The organism is Agrobacterium tumefaciens, assembly GCA_025560025.1.
Lineage (GTDB): Bacteria > Pseudomonadota > Alphaproteobacteria > Rhizobiales > Rhizobiaceae > Agrobacterium.
Window position 1 is genome coordinate 1,583,280 of the sequence record CP048485.1, and the last position, 26,587, is coordinate 1,609,866.

The 26,587-nt window shown below is 59.0% G+C and carries 33 protein-coding genes; 7 read left to right on the forward strand and 26 right to left on the reverse strand.

The genetic code is table 11. The features are described 5' to 3' along the window. Positions 1-34: 34 nt before the first annotated feature. The 3 genes from FY152_07765 to FY152_07775 all read right to left on the reverse strand — a co-directional run bounded on the left by FY152_07765 (position 35) and on the right by FY152_07775 (position 4,852). Positions 35-856 carry a sulfite exporter TauE/SafE family protein gene (locus FY152_07765; GenBank protein UXS31988.1) on the reverse strand — a complete coding sequence of 274 codons (822 nt, stop codon included), beginning with the start codon at positions 854-856 and terminating at the stop codon, positions 35-37. 494 nt (positions 857-1,350) lie between these two features. Further along, entirely contained in the window at positions 1,351-2,661 is a 1,311-nt protein-coding gene (locus tag FY152_07770; GenBank protein ID UXS31989.1) for an extensin family protein, read from the reverse strand. A 397-nt stretch (positions 2,662-3,058) separates the two neighbouring features. Beyond that, entirely contained in the window at positions 3,059-4,852 is a 1,794-nt protein-coding gene (locus FY152_07775) for a methyl-accepting chemotaxis protein (GenBank protein ID UXS33241.1), read from the reverse strand. Between the two features lie 275 nt (positions 4,853-5,127). On the opposite strand from FY152_07775, the gene FY152_07780 reads away from it, so the two are divergent. Beyond that, positions 5,128-5,442 (forward strand): DUF1883 domain-containing protein, encoded by a 315-nt coding sequence (locus tag FY152_07780; GenBank protein UXS31990.1) that lies wholly within the window; start codon positions 5,128-5,130, stop codon positions 5,440-5,442. Positions 5,443-5,578: 136 nt separating this feature from the next. Here the strand turns inward: FY152_07780 and FY152_07785 are convergent, their stop codons facing one another. Together FY152_07785 and FY152_07790 are read right to left on the reverse strand one after the other, a co-directional pair. After that, the gene (locus FY152_07785) at positions 5,579-6,895 is read right to left on the reverse strand and encodes a replication-associated recombination protein A (protein ID UXS31991.1); all 1,317 of its coding nucleotides are present in this window, start codon (positions 6,893-6,895) and stop codon (positions 5,579-5,581) included. After that, on the reverse strand, positions 6,892-8,295 hold the full coding sequence (locus FY152_07790) for a DegQ family serine endoprotease (protein ID UXS31992.1): 1,404 nt from the start codon (positions 8,293-8,295) through the stop codon (positions 6,892-6,894). Before FY152_07790 ends, FY152_07785 begins: the two co-directional genes overlap by 4 nt. A gap of 175 nt (positions 8,296-8,470) precedes the next feature. Between FY152_07790 and FY152_07795 the strand changes: the two genes are divergently transcribed. Then, positions 8,471-8,821 (forward strand): hypothetical protein, encoded by a 351-nt coding sequence (locus tag FY152_07795; GenBank protein UXS31993.1) that lies wholly within the window; start codon positions 8,471-8,473, stop codon positions 8,819-8,821. Between the two features lie 21 nt (positions 8,822-8,842). Here the strand turns inward: FY152_07795 and FY152_07800 are convergent, their stop codons facing one another. Next, positions 8,843-9,844 carry a serine hydrolase gene (locus FY152_07800; protein ID UXS31994.1) on the reverse strand — a complete coding sequence of 334 codons (1,002 nt, stop codon included), beginning with the start codon at positions 9,842-9,844 and terminating at the stop codon, positions 8,843-8,845. Between the two features lie 274 nt (positions 9,845-10,118). On the opposite strand from FY152_07800, the gene FY152_07805 reads away from it, so the two are divergent. Continuing rightward, positions 10,119-10,556, forward strand: coding sequence for a GNAT family N-acetyltransferase (locus FY152_07805; protein UXS31995.1), 438 nt, complete (start codon positions 10,119-10,121; stop codon positions 10,554-10,556). Positions 10,557-10,615: 59 nt separating this feature from the next. Here the strand turns inward: FY152_07805 and ilvD are convergent, their stop codons facing one another. Beyond that, on the reverse strand, positions 10,616-12,451 hold the full coding sequence (gene ilvD / locus FY152_07810) for a dihydroxy-acid dehydratase (GenBank protein UXS31996.1): 1,836 nt from the start codon (positions 12,449-12,451) through the stop codon (positions 10,616-10,618). A gap of 311 nt (positions 12,452-12,762) precedes the next feature. On the opposite strand from ilvD, the gene msrP reads away from it, so the two are divergent. Further along, positions 12,763-13,704, forward strand: coding sequence for a protein-methionine-sulfoxide reductase catalytic subunit MsrP (msrP, locus tag FY152_07815; GenBank protein UXS31997.1), 942 nt, complete (start codon positions 12,763-12,765; stop codon positions 13,702-13,704). A gap of 2 nt (positions 13,705-13,706) precedes the next feature. Further along, the gene (gene msrQ, locus FY152_07820; protein ID UXS31998.1) at positions 13,707-14,354 is read left to right on the forward strand and encodes a protein-methionine-sulfoxide reductase heme-binding subunit MsrQ; all 648 of its coding nucleotides are present in this window, start codon (positions 13,707-13,709) and stop codon (positions 14,352-14,354) included. Here the strand turns inward: msrQ and FY152_07825 are convergent. Then, a complete protein-coding gene (locus FY152_07825; GenBank protein UXS31999.1) occupies positions 14,308-14,736 on the reverse strand; it encodes a DUF2809 domain-containing protein in 429 nt (142 codons plus the stop codon). The genes msrQ and FY152_07825 overlap by 47 nt on opposite strands. 55 nt (positions 14,737-14,791) lie before the next feature. On the opposite strand from FY152_07825, the gene FY152_07830 reads away from it, so the two are divergent. Together FY152_07830 and FY152_07835 are read left to right on the forward strand one after the other, a co-directional pair. Beyond that, positions 14,792-15,664: a DUF817 domain-containing protein gene (locus FY152_07830; protein UXS32000.1), complete on the forward strand. Its 873-nt coding sequence runs from the start codon at positions 14,792-14,794 to the stop codon at positions 15,662-15,664. A 5-nt stretch (positions 15,665-15,669) separates the two neighbouring features. Continuing rightward, entirely contained in the window at positions 15,670-16,188 is a 519-nt protein-coding gene (locus FY152_07835; GenBank protein UXS32001.1) for a hypothetical protein, read from the forward strand. A gap of 156 nt (positions 16,189-16,344) precedes the next feature. Here the strand turns inward: FY152_07835 and rplQ are convergent, their stop codons facing one another. The 18 genes from rplQ to rpmC form a co-directional block, all read right to left on the reverse strand. Further along, the gene (gene rplQ, locus FY152_07840) at positions 16,345-16,770 is read right to left on the reverse strand and encodes a 50S ribosomal protein L17 (protein UXS32002.1); all 426 of its coding nucleotides are present in this window, start codon (positions 16,768-16,770) and stop codon (positions 16,345-16,347) included. A 120-nt stretch (positions 16,771-16,890) separates the two neighbouring features. Beyond that, positions 16,891-17,901 carry a DNA-directed RNA polymerase subunit alpha gene (locus tag FY152_07845; GenBank protein UXS32003.1) on the reverse strand — a complete coding sequence of 337 codons (1,011 nt, stop codon included), beginning with the start codon at positions 17,899-17,901 and terminating at the stop codon, positions 16,891-16,893. 196 nt (positions 17,902-18,097) lie between these two features. After that, entirely contained in the window at positions 18,098-18,487 is a 390-nt protein-coding gene (rpsK, locus tag FY152_07850; GenBank protein ID UXS32004.1) for a 30S ribosomal protein S11, read from the reverse strand. A gap of 137 nt (positions 18,488-18,624) precedes the next feature. Further along, positions 18,625-18,993: a 30S ribosomal protein S13 gene (gene rpsM, locus FY152_07855; protein UXS32005.1), complete on the reverse strand. Its 369-nt coding sequence runs from the start codon at positions 18,991-18,993 to the stop codon at positions 18,625-18,627. Positions 18,994-19,296: 303 nt separating this feature from the next. Beyond that, positions 19,297-19,887, reverse strand: coding sequence for an adenylate kinase (locus FY152_07860; protein ID UXS32006.1), 591 nt, complete (start codon positions 19,885-19,887; stop codon positions 19,297-19,299). Continuing rightward, entirely contained in the window at positions 19,884-21,224 is a 1,341-nt protein-coding gene (gene secY, locus FY152_07865) for a preprotein translocase subunit SecY (GenBank protein UXS32007.1), read from the reverse strand. The genes FY152_07860 and secY overlap by 4 nt, the downstream gene beginning before the upstream one ends. A 334-nt stretch (positions 21,225-21,558) precedes the next feature. Further along, positions 21,559-22,038, reverse strand: coding sequence for a 50S ribosomal protein L15 (locus tag FY152_07870; protein UXS32008.1), 480 nt, complete (start codon positions 22,036-22,038; stop codon positions 21,559-21,561). Positions 22,039-22,054: 16 nt separating this feature from the next. Next, complete coding sequence (gene rpmD / locus FY152_07875; protein ID UXS32009.1) at positions 22,055-22,261, reverse strand: 50S ribosomal protein L30; 207 nt, start codon at positions 22,259-22,261, stop codon at positions 22,055-22,057. Positions 22,262-22,272: 11 nt separating this feature from the next. Then, a complete protein-coding gene (gene rpsE, locus FY152_07880) occupies positions 22,273-22,842 on the reverse strand; it encodes a 30S ribosomal protein S5 (GenBank protein UXS32010.1) in 570 nt (189 codons plus the stop codon). A 119-nt stretch (positions 22,843-22,961) separates the two neighbouring features. Continuing rightward, complete coding sequence (rplR, locus tag FY152_07885) at positions 22,962-23,324, reverse strand: 50S ribosomal protein L18 (protein UXS32011.1); 363 nt, start codon at positions 23,322-23,324, stop codon at positions 22,962-22,964. Positions 23,325-23,336: 12 nt separating this feature from the next. Then, the gene (gene rplF, locus FY152_07890) at positions 23,337-23,870 is read right to left on the reverse strand and encodes a 50S ribosomal protein L6 (GenBank protein ID UXS32012.1); all 534 of its coding nucleotides are present in this window, start codon (positions 23,868-23,870) and stop codon (positions 23,337-23,339) included. A gap of 42 nt (positions 23,871-23,912) precedes the next feature. Continuing rightward, entirely contained in the window at positions 23,913-24,311 is a 399-nt protein-coding gene (gene rpsH, locus FY152_07895) for a 30S ribosomal protein S8 (protein ID UXS32013.1), read from the reverse strand. A 12-nt stretch (positions 24,312-24,323) separates the two neighbouring features. Beyond that, a complete protein-coding gene (rpsN, locus tag FY152_07900; GenBank protein ID UXS32014.1) occupies positions 24,324-24,629 on the reverse strand; it encodes a 30S ribosomal protein S14 in 306 nt (101 codons plus the stop codon). 33 nt (positions 24,630-24,662) lie between these two features. Next, positions 24,663-25,217 (reverse strand): 50S ribosomal protein L5, encoded by a 555-nt coding sequence (gene rplE, locus FY152_07905; protein UXS32015.1) that lies wholly within the window; start codon positions 25,215-25,217, stop codon positions 24,663-24,665. Continuing rightward, positions 25,210-25,518 carry a 50S ribosomal protein L24 gene (rplX, locus tag FY152_07910; GenBank protein UXS32016.1) on the reverse strand — a complete coding sequence of 103 codons (309 nt, stop codon included), beginning with the start codon at positions 25,516-25,518 and terminating at the stop codon, positions 25,210-25,212. The genes rplE and rplX overlap by 8 nt, the downstream gene beginning before the upstream one ends. A gap of 12 nt (positions 25,519-25,530) precedes the next feature. Further along, entirely contained in the window at positions 25,531-25,899 is a 369-nt protein-coding gene (gene rplN, locus FY152_07915) for a 50S ribosomal protein L14 (protein UXS32017.1), read from the reverse strand. A 234-nt stretch (positions 25,900-26,133) separates the two neighbouring features. Continuing rightward, a complete protein-coding gene (gene rpsQ / locus FY152_07920; protein UXS32018.1) occupies positions 26,134-26,370 on the reverse strand; it encodes a 30S ribosomal protein S17 in 237 nt (78 codons plus the stop codon). 11 nt (positions 26,371-26,381) lie between these two features. Beyond that, positions 26,382-26,582 (reverse strand): 50S ribosomal protein L29, encoded by a 201-nt coding sequence (gene rpmC, locus FY152_07925; protein UXS32019.1) that lies wholly within the window; start codon positions 26,580-26,582, stop codon positions 26,382-26,384. Between the last annotated feature and the right edge of the window lie 5 nt (positions 26,583-26,587).

Below are 26,587 nucleotides of genomic sequence, written 5' to 3' on the forward strand. Positions count from 1 at the left end.
GAGCCTGAACACTGCGTTCCACGGGGAAGGAAAATCAGCCGTAGACACTATAGAAAAACTGCGCTGCAACGAAGACCAGAAACACCCCGAAGGCCCGTTCCAGCTGCTTCTTGCTGAGCGCATGCGCCAGCCGCGCGCCATAGGGCGCAACGACAAGCGTGATGGGGATCAAGAGCACCACGGCGATCCAGTTGATGAAGCCGGTGGAAAATGGCGGCAGACCCGCATCGCCCCAGCCGGCCCAGATGTAACCCAAAAGACCCGGCAGCGAAATCAGCACACCGACACCGGAAGACGTGGCAACCGCCTGATGGATGGTGCGTCCGTAGAGCGTCATGAAGGTATTGTTCATCACCCCGCCGCCAACGCCCATCAGGCCGGAAAAAAGCCCGATGCCCGTGCCCACCAGAAAACGACCCGGATTATTCGGCAGGTCTGAACCAAGATGCCAGCTCGCGCGGTTGAAGATCATCCGGAAGGCGAGCGCGAGCGCGATGAAGGCGAAGATCAGCCGGAGCGCGACGCTGGAGGCATGGGCGGCCACGACAGATGCGAGGATGGTGCCGAGCGGCACGGCGACGATCCAGCCCTTCAGCAGATCGATATCGACGGCGCCCTTCTGGCGATGCGTCAGAAACGAACGGATGGAGGTCGGCACGATGATGGCAAGCGACGTGCCGAGCGAAAGATGCATGCGCACCGCCTCCGGCACATCCAGCAGCCCGAAGACCTGGTAGAAGACGGGCACCAGCACCGCGCCGCCGCCGATGCCGAACAGCCCCGCCAGAAGACCGGCGATCACGCCCGCCGCTGCAAGCGCCGCGGCAAAGACCATTATCTCTGAAACAGGGGGCATGAAGGCGGGCTCCAAGGGTCTGTTGTCACAAACATGTGACCCTCATAGCGTATCAGAGACGGGCGGCAAGCCATGTTGGCCGCAGGTCAGTACGGCGCGATGTCTTTTGCCGCCTATCCCGCGCCGGATGGACCGCTTCTTGGGACCTTGTCCCATTGCATGCCCTTGCAAAGACGCCGATATCCCCCCGATAAGGCAGTCTTCTTCACCGGCCTTCGGGCCGGTCTTTTTTTGCGCCACCATGCTCAGGACAAGTCCACTACTTGCTGTCTGGTTTAAATTCCGGGCAACCCGCATTCCCTTTGAAATCGGCGACGGAGGGGAAGGGTCACCATTCTCTCGGCGTCATCCTCGGCCCTGCGCCGAGGATCTAATCACGTCGAATAAAATCAATCGGTCGCAGATGCTCGGGACAAGCCCGAGCATGACGCAGGAGAGATTTCAAACTTTGTCACAAACCTCGACAACCTTCAAATCTGCCCCGGCAGTTCGATTTAATCGCAATGCCTGTAACCTGACTTGCGGGTGCGCAGGTCAAAGTGAAAATGGTTCCAGTGATTGGGATCGCTGCCCGGCCCGAGAACGGTCGAGAAATATTTGCAGCTATCGGACCGCACCGCCTTCAGCAGCGCTTTCTCGCGGAAGGCGAAGAAGCTCTTGCTGCGAACATCGATCTCCTTGCCGTTCTTCAGCGTGATGGTGCCGATATCGATGGCGTTGCCGCGCGCATGTTCAGACCAGGGATTGCTGGAGCGCGAATTCATCTTGCGGCAGGAATAACCACCCATCGGCGTGATGCGGCCGACGCCCGAGAGATAACGGAAGCGCGAGGATGGTACGAGTTCGAACTTCACCCATTTGGCGAAGGCAAGCGTGACCTGGCAATTGAGCTTCACCGCCGGGCGGATCGCGACGCCGCTTGCCAGACCACTGAGTTCAATCGGATAATCGATACCGCAGGTCGGACCGTCGGCAATGCGGGCGACGTCGCGGAAAGCGACACCGAGGCGGCGTAGTTCGGAGCGGCAGGCGACTTCAGAGGACGGCATGACGCCGGGTGGCATCGAGCGGTCGCTTTGCGGCCCACCCCGCGCCATGGGGTCGTTTGGCATCAACATGGCCACCTCCTCCACCGGCTGGCGGCGGGAAGACGCGCCAACGGGCGGCGGCGGTATCAGCCGCGATTGCCCGGCGCTCTGCTGCCGGCGCGGCGGAGCGACGGCGACCGGATTGTCGGTGCCGATACCATCCACCACCGGCTGCTCCGAAACGCCCTCGGCAATATCGGCATCCTGCTCTTCCGCGAGCCCACGCACCGGCTCCACGCCCAGCATGGAATCCATGTTCACCCCACCCTCGCCTTCGGCGATCTGGCTGGAGGCGACCTGCTGGTTGGGCATGGCCTGGCCTTGCATGGCCTGATTTTGCATGGTCTGGCTTTGCATGGTCTGGGTCGGCACGCTGTGGCCGCTTGCCGCCATGCGCGCCTGATGCTGGGTATCAAGCGTTGAGTAACCCTGCCCGCCCTGCGGCGATTGCAGCAGGGGGTCCTGCGAAGCGTAAGGCTCCGGCATCGGCTGCGACACGGCCGCTGGATAATCGGTGGACTGCCCGACCCGCTCGGCCTGATAGACCGCGCCTGATGGTGCGCTGTAGCCCTGCTGCCGCGATGACCGGATGGCGCTGACACGCGTGGTGCCATCAACCTCGGCCGGCGGCACGAGGCCCTCCGCCGAACACGACACCATAACCGTGGAAATCATCAGCAACGTCACAAGACGACGCGGAAGGGAAACATACGCCATACGAGAACCTGTACCTTCAGCGGCCGCTATTCGCGGCAATACAGGATAAATTTTAAAGAAATGAGGTAAACGAAACCTTATTGGTTGCGGGAAATAACGAACCTGGCTGTTGCATGACGCTGCACATGAAGGAGGCGCGATCGAAATTGGGTCGAAGGCGATGACAGAAATGCTGAAGCCTCTCCTCCAGCATCCAGCACCGAAACCTCTCCTTCCGTCACCCGGCGCGCAAACCTCTCCTCCGTCATCCTCGGGCTTGACCCGAGGATCCATGGTCACGCCCGGTTGTAGATCCTCGGGTCGAGCCCGAGGATGACGTCGAGTGTGAAGAGAGCTTGTCAGTCACCCAAGGGCGCAGCCAAAACCACGCCCTCCAGTTTGCCCGAAACAGACAAAATCACGCCGCCAGCGAGACCCCGCGCCCTGCCCCGTTTCCGAGTTCGAAGCGTGACAACAGTGAGCGCAGCTGGTGGCTCTCCTCGGCAAGCGTCTGGCTGGCTGCCGTCGTTTCTTCCACCATGGCGGCATTCTGCTGCGTCATCTGATCCATGTGATTGACGGAGGTATTGATCTCCTGCAGGCCCGTCGCCTGTTCCCGCGCCGCCGTGGCGATGGAGTTGACGTGGCCTTCGACGCGGTTGACCAGTTCCACGATCTCGTCCAGCGCATCGCCCGTGGAGCGCACGAGCGCGACACCGCCGCCGACCTCTTCCGCAGAGCGGTTGATAAGGGTCTTGATCTCCTTGGCGGCATTGGCGGAACGTTGCGCAAGTTCGCGCACCTCCTGCGCCACCACGGCGAAACCGCGCCCCGCTTCGCCAGCGCGAGCAGCCTCCACGCCGGCATTCAGCGCCAGAAGATTGGTCTGGAAAGCGATTTCGTCGATGACGGAAATGATCTGCCCGATACGTTTGGACGAGTCCTCGATACGGCCCATGGCATCGACAGCGTTGCGCACGATCTCGCCGGAGCGCCCGGCGCTGCTTTTCGTGTCCTGCACCATTTGCCGCGCCTCATTGGCGCGCTCGGAAGCGGTGCGCACCGTGGCCGTGATCTCGTCGAGAGCCGCCGCCGTCTCCTCCAGCGCCGCCGCCTGCTGTTCTGTCCGGCGCGAAAGATTGCCGGTTGCCCCGCTGATATCGGCAGCGCTGTCATTCACGACATCGCCGGTTCTGGCAATCGCCTCGATGGCGCCGTGCAGCGCGCCGACGGCGCGGTTGAAGTCCGTGCGCAGTTTTTCATATTCGGCGCCGATATCGGCAAGCTCGACGGTCAGATCACCATTGGCGAGCGCTTCCAGCGAGTTGCCGAGCGCATTCATGGCATGGGCCTGACGTTCGGATGCGGAACGCAGGACCATCTCATTGCCGTGCCGCGCCTCTTCCAGCGCCCGCTGCTGATCCGCCTCGCGGGCCTGCAGGGCGCTGCGTTCATTGACGCTGTCTCGCAGCACCAGCAGTGTTTTCGCAATCGCGCCGATTTCGTTGCGACGGTCTGCGAACTGGATTTCAGCCGCACCGTCCCCGTCAGCGATACGCTTCATGCTCTGGCGGATGAGATCGATCGGCCGCGTCACGCTGCGCACGACGGCGGCGGCCACGCCAATCACCAGCAGGCCTGACAAAACACACAGCCCGATGTTGAAATAGGCATCGTTCCAGAAAACCGCCTCGAGATCATCGACATAAACCCCGGTACCGACGATCCATCCCCAGGGCGCGAAACCGGCGACATGGGAGAACTTCTCGACGGGATCCGGCGCGCCGGGCTTCGGCCAGTAATAATCAACAAAACCCTGACCGCCCGCCTTCACCGTATTCACGAATTCGACGAATAGCGCCTTGCCGTTCGGATCCTTGTTGGCGGTGAGATCGGTGCCATTCATCTCCGGCTTGATCGGATGCATCACCATTTTGGGATGCATGTCGTTGATCCAGAAGTAGCCGCTGCCATTGCCATAACGCATCGCCGCGATCGTGGTCTTGGCCTGCTGCTGCGCTGCCTCCCGGGTCAGGGTGCCGCTCTGTTCCAGACGATAATATTGTTCGAGAATGGCAACGGCCGTTTCGTTCATGGAGGCGAGACCGGCTTTGCGCTCGCGCTCCATTTCACGGAAGGTTTCGAAGAGGCTGAACGTCAGCGCCGCGGTCAATATTGCCAGAAACAATGCAACGAGCGCATAAAGGCGCATAGATATCGTAACGTTTTTCATATTCCCCCCAACGCCGCTGACGGCACTTCGACCAGCCGATGTTAAGGTTGAAAAATTTATTATCATTAAATACGCATATTATACGTTAGTATTATTCCATAACCGCTTCCTGAGCCCCACCGAATACTCTTCGCAGGCGGTCAAGATCGGCACGGCAACCCGAAATCCGACAACAGCCCTGTGGCTTTAAAGGGCTCGTTAACCCTGGCGTCCTATCCTTGTCTGCCAAAATATACGGTATTGGGAGGCGCGCGATGGCACGGCCGAATTTCCGCTTTACGCATTACGACCTGAAGGAATTGCGGGCTGGGACGACCATTGAAATATCCCTGTCGGCCGTCAACAATGTGCGGCTGATGACGGGCGCGAATTTCCAGCGTTTTACCGAATTACTCGACTTCAAATATCTCGGTGGCGTCGCGAAAAAATCGCCGATCCGCATCAGCATTCCCGAGACAATGCACTGGCATCTGATAATCGATGCGGAAGGGCATAGCGGCCTGGCGGAATCCTCGGTCAAGATGCTGCCAGCGCCGGCGCAGACCGTGCAACACCGCAAAGCTTCATGATTTCCATTTAAAAACAAATGGATGGTGCAGCTTTGCGACTCACTTTGCCAAGCACCTGATTCTTTTTATGAAGAGAGGCGCATCAAACAGTTCTGGAAAATGCGTGGCGGCCTCCGTCCGAAACTCCGGAAAAGCACTAACGCGATCCGCGCTCGCGGCGCAGCTTCGCCCACCAGTCGAGGCGCTTGCGGATTTCCCGCTCGAAACCCCTGTCCGGCGGATCGTAAAACGTCGTTCGGCCCATTTTCTCCGGGAAATAGTCCTGCCCTGAAAAAGCGTCCGGCTCGTCATGGTCGTAACGGTAACCGTCGCCGTAGCCCTCACCCTTCATCAGCTTGGTCGGCGCGTTCAATATATGCTTCGGCGGCACCAGCGAACCGTTTTCCTTGGCCGCCCGCATCGCCGATTTGAAGGCGGTATAAACGGCGTTCGATTTCGGCGCGGTGGCCAGATATACGCAGGCCTGCGCCAGCGCCAGCTCGCCTTCCGGTGAGCCGAGATAATCATAAGCGTCCTTGGCGGCATTGCAGACGGCAAGCGCCTGCGGATCGGCAAGGCCGATATCCTCAACCGCCATGCGCACCAGCCGTCGCCCGAGATAAAGCGGGTCTTCGCCAGCATCGAACATGCGGGCCAGATAATAAAGTGCCGCGTCAGGGTCCGAACCACGCACCGATTTATGCAGCGCCGAAATGAGATTGTAGTGGCCGTCCTGGCTCTTGTCGTAAACAGGGGCACGGCGCTGCACGATGCGCGTCAGCCCTTCGGTATCGAAAGTCTCATCCTTGCGCGCGGCACGCCAAACCTCTTCGGCAAGCGTCAGCACGGCGCGGCCGTCGCCATCGGCCATGCGGATCAGGCTCGCACGTGCCTCCTCCGTTAGCGGCAGGGGCTTGCCCTCCGCCTCCTCGGCGCGCTTCAGAAGTTCGCTGAGACTATCCTCGTCGTGCGAGCCGAAGGTCAGCACCCGCGCACGCGACAAAAGAGCGGCATTGAGTTCAAAGGACGGGTTCTCGGTGGTGGCGCCCACCAGAATGATGGTGCCATCCTCCATGACCGGCAGAAAGCTGTCCTGCTGGGCGCGGTTGAAGCGATGAATCTCGTCGACGAAAAGCAGCGTTTGCCGCCCATTCATCCGCCGCGTGCGAGCCGCTTCGAAAACCTTCTTGAGATCGGCGACACCGGAAAAGATCGCCGATATCTGCTCGAAAGCCAGACCAGCCTCGCCGGAAAGCAGGCGGGCAACCGTCGTCTTGCCGGTTCCGGGCGGCCCCCAGAAGATCATCGACCCCAGCGAACCGCTGTCGATCATGCGGCGCAGAACGCCCTCCTCACCCGTCAGATGCGGCTGCCCGCTCACCTCCGCCAGCGTTTTCGGACGCAGACGATCGGCAAGAGGCCGCCGGTTGGCGACCTCGACGGGCACTTGCGGGGCGAAGAGGTCGTCACTCATCGCAGGAACTGCCGGATGCGCTGCCCGTCGCGCAGGATTTCCACCCGCCAGAAGCCGGGATTATCGTCCAGCGCCTTCTCGACCGCAGCCGTGGAGGCGATATCCGCGCCGTTCAGCGACAGGATGACGTCCTTCGGCTGGAAGCCGACGCGATAGGCCGGCGAGCCGCGCTTCACATCGGTGATGACAACGCCGGTCACCTGCGAAGGCATGCGCAATTCATCGGCAAGCTTCGGCGAAAGATTGGCGACCGTCGCCCCGGCGAAGGGATTACGGCCCTCGATCAGCCGCTCGTCACGCGGGGCGGTTTCCGGCGCGGTATCGAGCGCGATTGTCACCTTCTTTTCTTTGCCCTTGTCCATCACAGTCAATTCGGCGGATTTGCCGATGCCGGCGGTCGTCAGGCGATAACCCAGCGCATCCGGATGTTCCACCTCAAAGCCGTTGACGGCGGTGACGACCTGACCCGGTTCGATGCCAGCCTTTTCCGCCGGGCCGTCCTTGACGACGCTGACGACGAGCGCCCCGCGGGCGCGATGCAGGCCGAGCGCTTCGGCAACATCGGAGGTGACAGGATCGAAGGTGGCGCCAATGTAAGGTCGCTGGAAACTCGCATCCCCACGCTCGGCGGCAGCCACGAAAACCCGGACCAGATTGGCGGGAATGGCAAAACCGATGCCGTTCGAACCACCGCCTTTGGAAAAGATGGCGGTATTGATGCCGATCAGCTCACCCGCCATGTTCGTCAGCGCACCGCCGGAATTGCCCGGGTTGATGGAGGCATCCGTCTGGATGAAGAAGCCGAAATCGCCCTGCGTTACCTGATTGCGCGCCAGACCCGAAACGATGCCGCTCGTCACCGTCTGGCCGACACCGAAGGGGTTGCCGATGGCAAGAACGAGATCGCCGACCTCGATGGCGTCAGAGTTGCCGAGCGACAGCACCGGAAACTGCTCCTTGGCATCGATCTGCAGAATGGCGAGATCGACCCGGTCATCCTTCAGCAGAACCTTGGAGGAAAATTCGCGCCCATCCGCCAGCGCCACCTTGATGTCGTCAGCACCGTCGATGACGTGATTGTTGGTGACCACGAGGCCGCCGGCGGTCACGATCACGCCCGATCCGAGCGATGACTGTTTTTCCGTGCGGTTCGGCATCTGCTGTCCGAAGAACTGCTCGAAGAAAGGATCGCCGGCAAAGGGCGACAGACGCCGCTGCACGACACGCTCCGCATAGACGTTCACCACGGCGCCCGCGGTACGCTTGACCAGCGGCGCAAAGGAAAGCTGCATTTCCGTCTGGCTCGACGGCACGGCCTTGTCCTGCGCCCGCACGCCGACTGGCAGGAGAATGAGCGCGGCGAGAAGGCCGGTGGACAGATACTTCAACACGCTTCGCATGTGATTCCTCATCGTCATCAGTATGATGGAGTTATAACGCCAAAGCCTGTAAAGCAAAGAGCGGCAAGATGATGACCAGTCTTTTCCAGGCATGGATCGGTTGACGCCATTGGAACCAACAACACCCCTTTTCGGTTTCACCGGCACCAGACTGTCCTCAAAAAAGAGACGATCCATGCATCTGAAACCGACCCTCCTTGCCTGCGGCATCCTCCTCGCCCCCTCCTTCATTTCGCTGGCCAGCGCGGCGAGCTTCGATTGCACGAAGCCCGATCTCGCGGCGGACGAAAAGGCGATCTGCGACAACCTTGCCCTCAACGACCAGGATGTGAAGATGGCCACCACCTTCGACATCCTAACCCAGTTGATGGCCATGGGCGCCCGTGACACGCTGCGCGAGGAGCAGAGCAAATGGCTGAAGAAACGCCAGGAATGCGCAGCGGACATTGCCTGCCTTACCGGCACCTATGAGGAACGCATGAAACGTCTGAGCGAAGCCTTCCAGAGCATCAACCGGCCGCTATGATCCGGCATTGGATGTGACCGATCATGCCGCCCGGATGATGCTCTCCATCAGCCCATGCAGCTGGTCGCGATAACCGGTTCTGGCCGACGGCGCATCCTCGCGTGAGGTCATCACCACGGAAAGCCGTTTGGCCGGTACGATGTAAAGCATCTGCCCGCCATAACCCCAGGCATAATAGACTGTCGACCCCGCCATTTCCTTGATGAACCAGCAATAGCCATAACCATCGCCGTTAAAGACGGAATTGGTACGCTGCTGCCAGGATTGGTCGATCCAGCACTGCGAAATCAGCCGCTCGCCGCCGGGCGTCATCCCGCCCATTCGGTAAAGCTCGCCAAAGGCCAGGAGCGACCGCGCCGTCATGGCCATCTGGTTGCCACCGAGATAGATGCCCTGCGGGTCCCGCTCCCAGCCTCCGATGGAGAAACCTTCCAGCGGCCGGAACCAGTCGCGCGCGAGCGACAGCGTCGAACGGCCGGAAGCTTTTGTCAGGATAGCCGAGAGCAGATGGGTGGAACCGGTGGAATAAAGCATGCCGCCACCCGGTTCTCCGGCAAAACCGGAACCCAGCGCCATTCTCACCCAGTTGCGGCTGGCGACCCAGCGGCCATAGTTCGGGCCCGACATGCGTTCCAGGCCGGATTGCATGGACAGCAGGTTGCCGATAGTAACCCGTTCCAGCCGTGGGTCTGGGTTCTGCGGAAAATCGCTGCGTAGAAGGGTTGCGATTGGCTGATCGGCGCCAGACAGTATCTTGCGATCGATCGCCATGCCGACCAACGCCGAAATAACCGATTTCGATGCCGACTTGATGTTGGTTGAACCATTCAGGCTGGAACCATGATAGGCGCGGCTCGCGACCTCCCCGCCATCGATGCTGACGATGACGGCCTTGAGGCTGGAAAGCGCATCCGCCTCCCGCAGCAACGGGTCGAAACGAATGCCATTGCCACTGCTTTGCGCGCGGGCAAGCGGGGCTATAGGCAGGGACGCGATAAGGGCAAGTGCGGTTCGTCTTTTCATGTCACTGAACTAGGAAGCCATACGGCGATGAAAAGAGGAAACGCCGCCAATCACTCCAATGTGACCCTACTTAAATCACCGAATTTCCACACACCAATTTGATGGCCTCGCGGAATCTCCATGAAAACAGGGTGTTGGCATGAATTCCGGAATCGAGATGCGAAGCGCTTGAATCAGTTTGTGATCTTGAGGACTATTGCCCTGCCGCAAATGCAAAAGACGGGAAACGATGTCACAACTGAAATCATCACGCCTTGCCCTGCGGCCTTTTAAAATGACGGACTCATCGCCACTCGCCCGGTTGACGAATGATCCGCTCATTTTGCGCAATCTGCTGCGCACGGCCTACCCTTTCGAAACCGATGACGCACGGCGTCTGATCAGGCGCATTGCTGAGCGTCGGCTGCCGGTATGGGCGGTGGATGATGGCAGGCTGGTCGGTCTCATCGGCCTTTCGGGCGAATTCGGCCTTTGGCTTGATCGCCGTGTCTGGGGAAAGGGCTATGGAGAAGAAGCCGGACGCCTCGTCATCGATTATGCCTTTCAGCACATGGGCATCAGAACCCTGCATGCCAATCCCCTGTTTGACAACAGGGCGTCGCACCGTCTGATGGACAAGCTGGGCTTTGTTGCAACCGGCCGTGCAAATGCCTTTTGCAGGCAAAGGGGAAAAATCGTGCCGCTTCGACCTTATCGGCTCAATAGAGAGTGATCGGCACAAAAAAGCCGCCGTTTATCAACGGCGGCTTTATCATCTCGCAAATCCGGAAATTACTCCGGCAAAATCCGCACTGCGCCCTTGTCAGCGCTCGAGGCAAAGGCCGCATAGGCCTTCAGCGCCGTCGTGACGTTGCGCTTGCGTGGCGCTTCCGGCTTCCAGCCAAGCTCTTCCTGTTCCGCGCGGCGCGAAGCCAGCTCCGCATCGGTGACCTTCAGGTTTATGGTGCGGTTCGGAATGTCGATCTCGATCAGGTCGCCTTGGCGCACGAGGCCGATGGCGCCGCCCTGCGCCGCTTCCGGCGAGGCGTGACCGATGGAGAGGCCCGAAGTACCGCCGGAGAAACGACCATCGGTGATCAGCGCGCAGGCTTTGCCGAGGCCCTTGGACTTGAGGTAGCTGGTCGGATAGAGCATTTCCTGCATGCCCGGCCCGCCCTTCGGCCCTTCGTAACGGATGACGACGACGTCGCCCGCCTTGACCTCGTTGCCGAGAATGCCCTTCACGGCTGCGTCCTGGCTTTCGTAAACCACTGCCGGGCCGGTGAATTTCAGGATGGATTCGTCGACGCCCGCCGTTTTCACGATGCAGCCGTCAAGCGCGATATTGCCGTAAAGCACGGCCAGACCGCCATCCTTGGAGAAAGGCTTCTCAACCGAACGAATGACGCCGTTGTCGCTATCCGTGTCCAGATCGTCCCAGCGCGAGGACTGGCTGAAGGCCACCTGCGTCGGCACGCCGCCCGGCGCCGCCTTGAAGAACTGCCGCACCGTCTCGCTGTTGGTGCGGGTGATGTCCCAGCGGTCGATGGCATCGCCCAGCGTCGCCTCATGAACGGTATAGGTATCACGATTGATGAGCCCACCGCGTTCCAGTTCACCCAGAATACGCATGATGCCGCCGGCGCGGTGAACGTCTTCCATATGCACGTCCTGCTTGGCAGGCGCGACCTTGGAAAGGCAGGGAACCTTGCGGGAAAGACGGTCGATGTCTTCCATGCCGAAATCGACGCCGCCCTCATGCGCCGCCGCCAGAATATGCAGAACCGTGTTGGTGGAGCCGCCCATGGCGATATCCAGCGACATGGCGTTTTCGAATGCCGCCTTGTTGGCGATGGTGCGCGGCAGGACGGTTTCGTCCTCCTGCTCATAATAACGGCGCGCCAGATCAACGATCAGATGGCCGGCCTCGACGAAAAGACGCTTGCGATCCGAATGGGTGGCGAGCGTCGAGCCGTTACCGGGCAAGGACAGGCCCAGCGCCTCGGTCAGACAGTTCATGGAATTGGCCGTGAACATGCCGGAACAGGAACCGCAGGTCGGGCAGGCGGAACGCTCGATGATCTTGACGTCCTCATCGGAAATCTTGTCATCGGCGGCAGCCACCATGGCATCGACCAGATCGAGCGCCACAGTCTTGCCGTGCAGGACGACCTTGCCTGCTTCCATCGGACCACCAGAGACGAAGACGGCGGGAATGTTGAGGCGCATCGCCGCATTCAGCATGCCGGGCGTGATCTTGTCGCAGTTGGAAATGCACACCATCGCATCGGCGCAATGGGCATTGACCATATATTCCACCGAATCCGCGATGATCTCGCGCGACGGCAGCGAATAGAGCATGCCATCATGGCCCATGGCGATACCGTCATCCACCGCGATGGTGTTGAATTCCTTGGCAACACCGCCGGCCGCCTCGATTTCACGGGCAACCAGCTGGCCGAGATCCTTCAGATGCACGTGGCCCGGCACGAATTGCGTGAAGGAATTGACCACCGCGATGATCGGCTTGCCGAAGTCGCTGTCCTTCATGCCGGTGGCGCGCCAAAGGCCGCGCGCGCCCGCCATGTTGCGGCCGTGGGTTGTCGTTCTGGAGCGATAGGCTGGCATGGTGTTTTCCTCGATCTCTTGGCGACGAGCGCATTGCCGCAGCGCGGTCAAAACAGCTCCTGCCCTATTTTGCGGTTTTTCTAGCGCAAACCGCAAGCCCTGTCACTGTCACCTTCGGGCAAAACAGTACGGTTCGGTACGGTACGCTCTTTCTCCACATGGCCATTCGGGCGACATCTCATCACAAATGCGCGATTTTTACCGTGCGGCCGTTGTTTTTCCGCACGGCGCTGAAACATATCTGTGCAGCGGTCGTATTGGCTATCATAGTCGATTTATTGCCGATACACCCGGCTTTTGTGGAGGTTGCAATGCCCGCCTATCGTCCGCCCGTCATCGCGGCAACAGAAATCACGCCAAAGAACATCTATCTCTCCAGACGCGGTTTCCTTGGAACAGCGGCCGGGCTCGCGGCAATCGGACTGGCTGGCCCTGAGGCGATCGCCGCACCGCTTGCGGCGACCCCAGGCGCCTACAAGCTGGATGAGAAGCTCACCCCGCTTGATGCCGTCACCAGCTACAATAATTTCTACGAATTCGGTGTCGGAAAATCCGACCCGAAGGAAAATTCCGGCAAGTTCAAGCCCACCCCCTGGACGGTGAAGGTGGATGGCCTCGTCTCCAAACCACAGGAATTCGGCATTGAAGAGCTAATGAAATATCCTCTCGAAGAGCGCACTTACCGCATGCGCTGCGTCGAGGGCTGGTCGATGGTCATTCCGTGGATCGGCTTCCCGCTCGCCACCCTTCTCGACAAGGTGGAGCCGCTTGGCAGCGCGAAATATGTCGCTTTCGAAACCGTGGTGCGGCCAGACGAAATGCCGGGTCAAAGCGGCCTGTTCCAGCCTCTCTCCTGGCCCTATGTCGAGGGGCTTCGCCTCGATGAAGCGCGCCATCCGCTCACCATCCTCGCCCTCGGCCTCTACGGCGAGACGCTGCCGAACCAGAACGGCGCGCCGATCCGCCTCGTCGTGCCGTGGAAATACGGCTTCAAGGGCATCAAATCCATCGTCCGCATTTCGCTCGTCGAACAACAGCCGGAAACGACCTGGAAAAATTCCAATGCCCGCGAATATGGATTCTATTCCAACGTCAATCCGAATGTCGACCATCCGCGCTGGAGCCAGGCAACGGAGCAGCGCATCGGCGAAGGCGGCTTTTTCGGCACCCAGAACCGCCCTACCCTGATGTTCAACGGTTATGACGAGGTCGCGAGCCTTTATACCGGCATGGATCTGAAAGCGAATTACTGACCATGGCTTTCGCCCTGCCCCTTCCGTCGCTGCCGAAGCGTTACCAGCCGGCGGCCATCTGGTCGCTTTATGTGATCGGTCTCTGTCCGGCCGTGTGGTATTTCTATCTCGCCGCAACCGGCGGCCTCGGCTTTAATCCGGTCAAGGATTTCGAGCACCTGCTCGGCATCTGGGCGCTGCGCTTCCTGTGCCTCGGGCTTCTGGTGACGCCGCTGCGCGATCTCTTCAACATCAACCTCATCGCCTATCGCCGGGCGCTGGGGCTGATCGCCTTTTATTACGTGCTGGCGCATTTCACCGTCTATCTGGTGCTGGATCGCGGCCTGATCCTCGGCTCCATAGCCGGCGATATTCTGAAGCGGCCCTATATCATGCTCGGCATGGCCGGGCTTCTCATGCTCATTCCGCTGGCGCTCACCTCCAACCGCTGGTCGATCCGCACGCTGGGCAGCCGCTGGAACACGCTGCATAAACTCGCCTATCTCGTCCTCATCGTGGGCGTGCTGCATTTCGTGCTGGCGCGGAAGTCGATCACGCTGGAGCCGGTGTTTTATATCAGCACCATGGTGATCCTGCTCGGTTATCGGCTGGTACGGCCCTCGATCATGTCGATGAAGAGGGCCAAACGCGCAAGACCCGCCCGGCCATGATGGCGGCGGCCCCGATCCCCGCGATATAACAGACTATATTCCACAGCGAAAAAACACGGCCGAGCAGCAAAGCGCCGGCCGTCGTAGCACGAAACGCATCCAGCGCCGGGAAATGAACAAGCCGGATGAGCTCCACGAGAACGACGGCAAGAATGGCGATGTGAACCTCATAACCATGCCAGCGGGATGGGAAGAAGGCTGCCAGCAGCAGATAGATCATCGCTCCCCAGAGCACGGATCCGCCATATTTCACCGCCACGAACGGCAGTCCCACGTCGTAACCGAACCTGCGCAGGCAAAGGCCGCAGACGATCACCGCCAACGCCGCCGCCAGAAGCCGGATGCGGGCGAAATAAGATGGGGATACGCGCGGCAGGCCCATACGGCTTCCTTCGGGTTTTCGTATGAAAGGTGACGAAGTGAGATCGGGGACGGAAATGAGCACATCAACAAGCCCGGCCGCAAGCCGCCTCTCCGTCCTGGACAATCTGCTCTGCGATACCTATCCCTGGGGCGAACTCAAGGGCATCAGGCGTTTTATCGTCGAGTTTCTGTATTTCGGCATCAAGGAAGCCCGGGCCTGCATGTTTGCGGGCTTGTTCTTCGTCTCCATCTTCGTGGTACCGCATGGCGGCGTGCTCGGCATTCCCCGCTATGACGTGCTGCTGATCATTGCGCTCGCCATCCAGTTCTTCATGATCTGGAGCAGGCTCGAAACGCTTGACGAGGCCAAGGCCATCCTGCTGTTCCATATCGTCGGCTTCGCACTGGAAGTGTTCAAGACATCGAGCGCCGTCCAGTCATGGTCCTATCCGGATTTCGCCTATAGCAAAGTCCTCGGCGTGCCGCTGTTTTCCGGTTTCATGTATGCCGCCGTCGGCAGTTACATCATTCAGGCGTGGCGGCTGCTGGATGTGCGCATTCGTCACTATCCCACCTACTGGATGGCGACCCTGATCGGCATCGCCATCTACGCCAACTTCTTCACCCATCACTTCATCGGCGATTACCGCTGGTACATCGCCGCCTGCGCCATCGGCCTCTATTCCCGCGCAACGGTGATCTTTCGTCCCTATGACAGCGACCGAAAGATGCCGTTGCTCCTCGCCTTCATCCTGATCGGCTTTTTCGTCTGGCTGGCAGAAAACATCTCCACCTTCTTCGGGATCTGGAAATACCCCGATCAGATCGGCGCCTGGTCCGTCGTCCACATCGGCAAGTGGAGTTCATGGTCGCTGCTGGTCATCATGACTTTTACGATCGTCGCACATCTCAAGCACATCAAGGCCCGCATTCACATTCCGGACTGAGAAAGATGAATGACTCCAAGGCATCTTCAAGTCTCGCAAGTTTCACAACTAAGCGCGTAGGCCTGAAATCCAACAAGAAAACTGGCGGCCCTATATTCGCATTCCTAATAATCGCTTTGGCCGGTTGTGGTGTAGATTCACCTGATCGTTTGCGCAGCGATATCCCGGACGGCATCCCCGCTGGTGAGACGATCTACTACAATACCAGATGGTTTGAATGCGCTGTCGCCATTTACAAGCTCGACTCCGTTTTCATGGATGAGGTCCGTCGGAACGGATTGCTTTCTCTAAACAAAGCAACATCCGCGCCCTGGGCTGAGGCGCCGGTGCTGGGGGCGCCCTACGCCATGGATCGATGGATCGCTGATTTTGCAAGTAGTTTGGATTGCATACAAGACCAGAAGCTGCAGACGCTCTTTGCGCGAGCATCAGCCAGCAGTGGCTATTTTCAAGTCCAGCGAACAAACTCGATAACCCTAATCGCGCCTGATGAGGGTTTAATGATGGTTGGTGGATACGAGTAATAGCACCCCTGGGATATGGATTTAACGATACCCTCCCCAACCTTTCGCCGCGACGGCAAAACCTTAATCATTGTGTCGGTTAAGATCTGAACGCAAAAAGCCGGGCGATCTCTCGCCCGGCCTTTTTAACTCACGACGCCTGAACGGCGTCAGACCTTATGCGGCTTCGGCAGCAGCAGCTTCAGCGGCAACACGAGCCTTGTCGGCTGCACCCTTGGCATCAACGTCGCGCTCGACGAATTCAACGACGGCGAGAGCCGCGTTGTCGCCCTGGCGGTAGCCGGCCTTCATGATACGCAGGTAGCCGCCATTGCGGGTTGCGTAACGCGAAGCGATCGCGTCGAACAGCTTGCGAACAGCGTCCTGATCCTTGATCTGCGAGATCGCCTGACGGCGAGCGTGCAGGTCGCCGCGCTTGCCGAGGGTGACGAGGCGCTCAACGATCGGGCGAATTTCCTTCGCCTTCGGAAGCGTGGTGACGATCTGCTCATGGGTGATGAGCGAAGCAGCCATGTTGGCAAACATTGCCTTGCGGTGGCTGGCGGTTCTATTGAGCTTGCGGCCTGAATTTCCGTGGCGCATTGCTATTCTCCTTCTTCGCAGGTTCCTTCTCTAAGGCCTGCCGTTTCCTGGCACATGCAGATGACTTATCTGCTGTTTGACGGGGAAAGGCAGTCTTTAAAGGGTCTGCCTTTTTGATTGTTAGTACTGGTCTTCGTAACGCTTGGCGAGATCTTCGATGTTCTCTGGCGGCCATGCCGGTACTTCCATACCGAGGTGCAGACCCATGGAAGCGAGAACTTCCTTGATTTCGTTCAGCGACTTGCGACCGAAGTTCGGCGTGCGAAGCATTTCGGCTTCGGTCTTCTGGATCAGGTCGCCGATATAAACGATGTTGTCGTTCTTCAGGCAGTTTGCCGAACGAACGGACAGCTCGAGCTCGTCCACCTTCTTGAGAAGCGCCGGGTTGAACGCAAGTTCGGTAACCGATTCTTCTTCTGCTTCCTTCTGCGGCTCGTCGAAGTTGACGAAGACGCCGAGCTGGTCCTGAAGAATGCGAGCGGCGAAGGCAACGGCGTCTTCGCCGGAAACCGAACCGTTGGTCTCGATCGTCATGATCAGCTTGTCATAGTCGAGAACCTGGCCTTCGCGGGTGTTTTCCACCTTGTAGGACACTTTCTTGACCGGAGAATAGAGGCTGTCCACCGGAATGAGGCCGATCGGGGCATCTTCCGCGCGGTTGCGCTCAGCCGGTACGTAACCCTTGCCGTTGTTGACGGTGAATTCCATGCGGATTTCAGCGCCATCATCAAGCGTGCAGATCACGTGGTCGGGGTTCAGGATCTCGATGTCGCCAACCGTCTGGATGTCACCAGCGGTTACGGCACCCGGACCCTGCTTGCGCACGACCATGCGCTTGGAATCGTCACCATCCATCTTGATGGCGATTTCCTTGATGTTGAGCACGATATCCGTCACATCTTCCCGAACGCCGGGGATGGAGGAGAATTCGTGCAGGACACCGTCGATCTGCACGGCCGTTACAGCGGCGCCACGCAGAGAAGACAACAGAACGCGACGCAGCGCGTTGCCGAGGGTAAGACCGAAACCACGCTCCAGCGGCTCGGCAACGAGCGTTGCCTTGGTGCGGCTGGACGAGGTGAACTCGACCTTGTTCGGCTTGATAAGTTCCTGCCAGTTCTTCTGAATCATCTTTAAACCTTCCGTTCGCCGCCACCATCCAATCGTGACGGACCGAGCATGAAAACACCGAGAGGAACCTAATTCAGTGGTTCATCAGTGGGTTCTTGAGCGCAAGTCCGTCGATTGAAATCGACGCGCACACGCCAGATACGCGAAAATTCCGCCTGACCGAAGGACAAGGCGGAATTTCCGAACCACGGTCGCGTCAGACGCGGCGCTTCTTGCGCGGACGGCAACCATTGTGCGGGATCGGCGTCACGTCGCGAATGGAAGTGATCATGAAACCGGCAGCCTGGAGAGCGCGAAGTGCCGATTCACGGCCGGAACCCGGACCGCAAACTTCAACTTCAAGCGACTTCATGCCGTGTTCCTGAGCCTTCTTCGCGCAATCTTCAGCAGCGATCTGGGCAGCAAACGGGGTCGACTTACGCGAACCCTTGAAGCCCTTGGCACCAGCGGACGACCAGGCAATGGCATTGCCCTGTGCGTCGGTGATGGTGATCATCGTGTTGTTGAAGGTCGAGTTGACGTGCGCAACGCCCGACGTGATGTTTTTACGTTCGCGACGGCGAATACGTGCGGCTTCCTTGGCCATTTTATACCTTTCATTGATCTCTTCACCGCCGTAACACCAGCGGCTACACCGGCGATCACCCCCACTGGAGCTTCACGCCAAACTCAGAAAGGCTGGCGCGGACTGCACCAGCCTCCCCTTTCCGGAGAACCGGAAAATTACTTCTTCTTACCAGCGATAGCCTTCGCCGGACCCTTGCGGGTGCGGGCGTTGGTGTGCGTGCGCTGACCGCGGACCGGAAGGCCACGACGGTGACGCAGGCCGCGGTAGCAGCCGAGGTCCATCAGACGCTTGATGTTCATCGAGGTCTCGCGGCGAAGATCGCCTTCAACCTGATAATCGCGGTCGATTGCTTCGCGGATCTGAAGAACTTCAGCATCCGTCAGCTGATGAACGCGCTTGTCAGCCGGAAGACCGACCTTCTCCATGATTTCCTGCGCGAATTTCGGACCGATCCCGTGAATGTAGGTCAGCGCAATAACAACGCGCTTCGCGGTCGGGATGTTGACGCCAGCGATACGTGCCACGTCTCTTCTCCTTGGTTCCAGTTGCCATCCGGCAAGTGGTGATTCCATTCGAGCGGCCGACACGACCGCCAGTTCAAAATTGATGTCCGTGACAAGTCAAAACGACCGAACCCGGATCTCCCTTCCCTAAGGGAAATCCGCGCCAGTCGCTTGGGATGTCGCGAGTTGGCGCGGTGTTTAACGGAATCAGCGCAAAAAAGCAACCGGCTCCGCCAAGATTCTTTTGCGATCCAAAGGATCTGCTCAACCAGAAGAGCGGGATATCGGACAAAACCAATAAGGCTTAACCACCCGCACCGGTCATCAGGCCGAGGCCTTCTCCAGAACACGTTCGATGGCTTCAGTAACGGCATCGACGTCAGCCATGCCGTCGAGCGTCACAAGCTCGCCCTGTTCGCTGTAATAGTTCGACAGCGGTGCGGTCTTTTCGCGATATTCCGTCAGCCGCTTGCGGAAGGCTTCCGGGTTGTCGTCGGAGCGAACCGTGCCGCCGGCGGCGACGGTTTCCGCGACGCGGTTTTCGATTCGGCGAATCAGCGCCTCTTCGTCCACCTTCAGTTCAATAACGGCATCAAGGGCAAGATTCTTCTTGCGCATGTTGTCGGCAAGCGCCTTGGCCTGCGGAACGGTGCGCGGATAGCCGTCGAGAATAAAGCCCTTGGCACAGTCAGGCGCTTCGATGCGTTCGGAAACGATCTGATTGACGATATCGTCGGAAACAAGCCCGCCGGCATCCATGACGGCCTTGGCGCGTTTGCCGATTTCGGTGCCCGCGCTGACCGCAGCGCGAAGCATGTCACCGGTGGAAAGCTGCGGGATCCCGTACTTGTCAGTCAGGCGCTTGGCCTGGGTTCCCTTGCCCGCACCCGGCGGACCCAAAAATATCAGTCTCATCGTCCCCTCTTTCCTCCACGCAACTTCGACTTCTTGATCAGGCCTTCATACTGCTGCGCAATCAGGTGACCCTGGATCTGCGCAACGGTATCAAGAGTTACACTGACAACGATCAAAAGCGAAGTACCACCAAGGGCTAACGGAATGCCCGTACGTGCGATAAGTGTCTCAGGAAGGATACACACGAAGACCAGATAAATCGCGCCGACCACCGTGATACGGGTCAGGACGTAATCAATGTACTCCGCGGTGCGCTCACCCGGACGAATCCCCGGAATGAAGCCGCCGTGCTTCTTGAGGTTATCGGCCGTGTCCTTCGGATTGAAGACGATAGCCGTGTAGAAAAACGCGAAGAACGCGATCAGCAGGCCATACAGCGCCATGAACAGCGGTTGGCCATGCTGCAGCGACGCGATGATGGACGTTGCCCAGGACGGCAGGTTGGTGTTTCCAGCGAAACCGGCAGCCGTCGCCGGCAGAAGCAGCAGCGAGGATGCGAAGATCGCGGGAATGACGCCAGCCGTGTTGAGCTTCAGCGGCAGATGCGACGTATCGCCCTGGAACATGCGGTTGCCGACCTGTCGCTTCGGATATTGTATCAGCAGGCGACGCTGGGCGCGCTCCACGAAAACAATGAGCGCGATGACGCCGATGGCCACAACGACGACCATGAGGATGAGCGTGGTGGACAGCGCGCCGGTACGGCCAAGTTCCAGCGTGCCGGCAAGCGCCTTGGGCAGACCTGCGGCAATGCCAGCAAAGATGATCAGCGAGATACCGTTGCCGATACCGCGCGAGGTGATCTGTTCACCCAGCCACATCAGGAACATCGTGCCGCCAAGCAGCGTGATGACGGTGGAGACGCGGAAGAACCAGCCCGGATCGACCACAAGGCCAGCACCGCTCTCAAGGCCGACCGCGATGCCATAGGCCTGCAGCGTGCCGAGCAGCACCGTGCCGTAGCGCGTGTACTGGTTGATGATCTTACGGCCGGCTTCGCCTTCCTTCTTCAACGCTTCGAGCGAGGGCACGACCGAGGTCATGAGCTGCACGATGATCGAAGCGGAGATGTAAGGCATGATGCCGAGGGCGAAAATCGCCATGCGCTCGACGGCGCCACCCGCAAACATGTTGAAAAGACCGAGAATACCGTTGGCCTGGCCACGGAAGGCCTGCGCATAGGCTTCGGGGTTCAGACCCGGAAGCGGAATATGGGTGCCGAGACGGTAGACGAGAAGTGCGGCAAGAGTAAACCAGAGACGTTTTTTCAGATCCTCCGCCTTAGCGAAGGTCGAAAAATTCAGGTTCGAAGCCAGTTGTTCCGCTGCTGAAGCCATAAATTTCTCCGAACGACCCTTGCCGGCCAGGAAACCGGCCAATGCGGAAAGGTCTAAAAGATACCGGTTCAAAAACCGGGCTTCGGACGAACACGGCTTTGCGCCGCCATCATGCCTCACCCTGTTTTTTTATGTCCTATCCCCTCCCCTATGGAAGTTCAAGAACTGTGAGGCTCTCCCTGCAGCACTTTATGCCGCATGCGGACCGCTTGAAAGCCGAACCGCGAAGAGTTTGCCTTGATGCCTGTATAAATCGATTTAGATCGAAAGCACCAGTGGCCAGGGAGCGCAAACGCCCGGAGCGACGATGCTCCGGGCGTCTGAAGTCTATATATTACTCGGAGGCTTCTGCTGCAACTGCGAGAAGCTTGATCGAGCCGCCAGCCTTTTCGATCTTTTCGATTGCGGGCTTGGAAGCACCGGCAACTTCGAAAGCGACCTTGGCCTTCAGTTCGCCGTCCGCGAGAATGCGAACGCCGTCCTTGGCGCGACGGATAACGCCGGCAGCCTTGAGAGCGGCAGCATCGATCGTTGCGGAAGCGTCGAGCTTCTTGGCGTCGATGGCGGTCTGAATGCGGCCGAGCGATACGACAACATATTCGGAAGCGAAGATGTTGTTGAAACCGCGCTTCGGCAGACGACGGTAGATTGGCATCTGACCGCCTTCAAAACCGTTGATGGCGACGCCCGAACGAGCTTTCTGACCCTTCACACCGCGACCACCGGTCTTGCCCTTGCCGGAACCGATACCGCGACCTACGCGGATACGGTCCTTGGAGGCGCCTTCGTTGTCTCTGATTTCATTGAGTTTCATGATAGGTTACTCCGTCTCACTTCTCGTCAACGACGCGAACGAGATGCTGGACCGCACGGATCATGCCGCGAACCGCAGGAGTATCTTCCAGGGTGCGCTGACGATGCATCTTGTTGAGACCCAGACCGACCAGCGTCTGACGCTGGATTGCCGGGCGGCGAATAGGGCTGCCGATCTGTTCGACCGTAACAGTCTTCTTGGCTTCAGTAGTCTTCTTGGCCATGATCCAGCTCCTTATTCTTCAGAAGCGTTGCCGGAGGCGGCACGGCGAGCCTGAAGCGTTGCATACTTGAGACCGCGCTGTGCAGCGATGTCCTTCGGATGAACCTGATGCTTCAGAGCGTCGAACGTTGCGCGAACCATGTTGTACGGGTTCGAAGAACCGGTCGACTTGGCAACAACGTCGTGAACACCCAGGGTTTCGAAAACGGCGCGCATCGGACCACCGGCGATGATACCGGTACCGGCCTTGGCCGAACGCAGCAGAACCTTGCCTGCGCCGTGACGGCCATTGACGTCGTGATGCAGCGTGCGGCCATCGCGCAGCGGAACGAAGATCAGATCGCGCTTGGCGCTCTCGGTAGCCTTACGGATGGCTTCCGGAACTTCGCGAGCCTTGCCGTGACCGAAGCCAACGCGGCCCTTCTGGTCGCCAACGACGACGAGAGCGGCGAAGCCGAAGCGACGGCCACCCTTAACAACCTTTGCAACGCGGTTGATCGCGACTAGCTTGTCGACGAATTCGCTATCGCGCTCTTCGCGGTTCTGGCGATCTTCGCGAGAACCTCTTTTATCCTGTGCCATTGTCCTTGTCCTTTTTCTTTTACGGGTGGAACGGCAAACGAAAAGACCACCGGCCTCTTTGAGGAGACCCGCATGGCCCGGTGAAATTCCGCCCGGATCGTTGTCCGGGCGGAAAAAAATCAGAAGTTCAGACCGCCTTCGCGGGCAGCTTCAGCCACGGCCTTGATGCGGCCATGATAGATGAACGCGCCACGGTCGAATACGACATCCTTGACGCCAGCCTTGACGGCGCGCTCGGCGACGAGCTTGCCTACGACAGCTGCTGCTGCAACGTCGGCGCCGGTCTTGAGCGAGCCGCGCAGATCTGCTTCGAGCGTGGAGGCAGACGCAAGCGTCTTGCCAGCAACATCATCGATGATCTGGGCGTAGATGTTCTTCGACGAGCGATGAACCGACAGGCGCGGGCGGCCATTGGCAACCGCCTTGATCTGGCGGCGCACACGGCTCGCGCGACGTGCAAGTGCTTCTTTCCTGCTAGCCATTTCGCGTGATCCTTACTTCTTCTTGCCTTCTTTGCGGACGATACGCTCTTCAGCGTACTTCACGCCCTTGCCCTTGTAGGGCTCGGGACCACGGTATTCGCGGATTTCCGCGGCAACCTGGCCAACCTGCTGCTTGTTGATGCCGGAAACGATGATTTCCGTCGGCTTCGGAACGGCAATGGTGATGCCGACCGGAGGCTCGTAAACAACGTCGTGGGAGAAGCCGAGAGCCAGCTGCAGGTTCTTGCCCTGCATGGCGGCACGGTAACCAACGCCGTTGATTTCGAGCTTGCGCTCATAGCCGTCCTTAACACCCTTGAAGATGTTCTCGATCATCGTGCGGGACATGCCCCACTTCGAGCGAGCTTCCTTGGTGCCGTTAGCGGGCGTTACGGAAACGCCGTTATCTTCGAGCTTCAGCTGGATTTCATCGTTTGCGACGAAAAACAGTTCACCCTTCGGGCCCTTCGCAGTGACCTTCTGGCCGTCGACATTGGCCGTCACACCTGCGGGAACCGGAACGGGCTTTTTACCGATACGAGACATTATTCAATCCTGTCTGTTCGTTATGGAGATCTCTACCCGGCCTTAGAAGACCGAGCAAAGAACCTCGCCACCAACGTTCTGTTCGCGAGCCTGGTGATCGGCCATCACGCCCTTCGGAGTCGAAAGGATGGTGATGCCGAGGCCGTTCGCGACCTGCGGAATGGACTTTACCGAGACATAAACCCGGCGGCCCGGCTTGGAAACGCGGCCGATCTCACGGATCACGGATGCGCCTTCGTAGTACTTCAGCTCGATGGTGAATTCGGACTTGCCGTTTTCGAAATCGACCTTGGAATAACCGCGAATGTAGCCCTCAGACTGCAGCACGTCGAGAACGCGTGCGCGCAGGCTGGAAGCGGGCGTGCTTACCGACGACTTGCGGCGAGCAGCACCATTGCGGATGCGGGTGAGCATATCACCCAAAGGATCAGTCATGGTCATGTGCCCGTCTCCTTACCAGCTCGACTTGACAATGCCCGGCACCTTGCCGGAATTGCCCAGCTCACGAAGCGCGATACGCGACATCTTGAGCTTGCGATAGAACGCGCGCGGACGGCCCGTTACTTCGCAGCGGTTGCGGATACGCGTCTTCGAGCCGTCACGCGGCAGCGAAGCGAGCTTCAGAGTGGCCTTGAACCGGTCTTCGATCGGAAGGGACTGGTTCATCACGATCGCCTTCAGTGCAGCGCGCTTGGTGGCCTGCTGGGCGACCGACTTGCGGCGGCGCTTGTTCTTTTCAACTGCGCTTGTTTTCGCCATATCGGAGTTCCTTTTCTACGCTCGTCGTTACGGTTAGTGACGGAACGGGAAGTTGAACTCTGTAAGCAGAGCCCGAGCTTCGTCGTCCGACGTCGCCGTCGTGCAAACGATGATGTCCATGCCCCACATCTGATCAACCTTATCGTAGTTGATCTCAGGGAACACAATGTGTTCCTTGATGCCCATGGCGAAGTTGCCACGGCCGTCAAAGCTCTTGGGGTTCAGACCCCGGAAGTCGCGAACGCGCGGCAGCGCGATGTTGACCAGACGATCAAGGAATTCGTACATGCGGGCGCCACGAAGGGTAACCTTCGCACCGATCGGCATGCCTTCACGTACCTTGAAACCTGCGATCGAGTTGCGAGCGCGGGTAACGACCGGCTTCTGGCCAGCAATTGCAGCCAGATCGCCGGCAGCAATGGTGGGCTTCTTGGAATCGGCAGTCGCTTCGCCAACACCCATGTTGATCACGATCTTTTCAAGCTTCGGGATCATCATCACGTTGGCGTAGGAGAACTTCTCCTGCATGGCGCCACGGATACGGGAAACGTATTCCGTCTTGAGACGCGGCTCGTACTTATCAGCCATCGATCACTTCTCCCGAACGCTTGGCCACGCGGACCTTCTTGCCATCCACAACCGAGAAGCCAACGCGGGTCGGCTTGCCATCCTTGTCGACGATGGCGATGTTGGAGATGTGCAAGGATGCTTCCTTGTTGATGATGCCGGCTTCCTGGGCCTGGGTCTGGCGCTGGTGACGCTTCACCATGTTTACGCCACGCACAACGGCACGGTCTTCCTTCGGCATCACCTGGATTACTTCGCCGGTACGGCCCTTGTCCTTACCGGTCAATACGACAACCTTGTCGCCTTTACGAATTTTCTGCATCGCCATTGCTCCTTACAGTACTTCCGGAGCCAGCGAGATGATCTTCATGTGGTTCTTGGCGCGAAGTTCGCGCGGAACCGGTCCGAAGATACGGGTGCCGATGGGCTCTTTCTTGTTGTCGATAAGAACGGCTGCGTTGTTATCGAAACGGATGACGCTGCCGTCAGCGCGGCGGATGTCCTTGGCGGTGCGAACGACAACCGCCTTCATCACGTCGCCCTTCTTGACGCGGCCGCGCGGAATAGCTTCCTTGATGGAAACGACAATGATGTCGCCAACAGAAGCATATTTGCGCTTCGAGCCGCCCAGCACCTTGATGCACATGACACGACGTGCGCCGGAATTATCCGCCACGTCGAGGTTTGTTTGCATCTGAATCATGTCAGGTCGCCTTCTTGTTGTTACCGGAACGGTTGGGCAAACTCTCCCGAGCGAGCCCCCTGCCCCAGCTTATGAATATCTCTTTTTTTGCGCGGAAATGTCGTGACAGGGTGGTTTCCCAAGGGACCTTCCGTGCGCATCAAAGCAAAAGACGCTCGATTCACGAGCGTCCTTGCGGTGCTTCATACAGGATTTCGCGCCAAGTACAAGAGACCTGGCGCGATTCTGATGAAATTAAGCCTGGGCGGATACAACCGTCCAGCGCTTGTCCTTGGAGATCGGTGCGCATTCCTCGATGGAAACGACATCGCCGACCTTATACTGATTGTTTTCGTCGTGCGCCTTGTACTTCTTCGAACGGCGAACGGTCTTCTGAAGCAGCGGGTGAGCGAATCGACGCTCAACGCGGACAACGACAGTCTTCTCGTTCTTGTCGGACACTACGACGCCCTGCAGAATGCGTTTCGGCATATTATTTTTCCTTAGGCCTTGGCTTCTGCCGCCTTCTGGCGGGCAATGGTTTTAACGCGGGCGATGTCCTTGCGGACTTCGTTGATGCGCGAGGACTTCTCCAGCTGACCAGTTGCCTTCTGGAAGCGCAGGTTGAACTGCTCCTTCTTCAGATCGGCGAGCTTGTCCTTGAGCTGATCGGCGCTGAGGCCGCGAACTTCATCGGCTTTCATGTGCC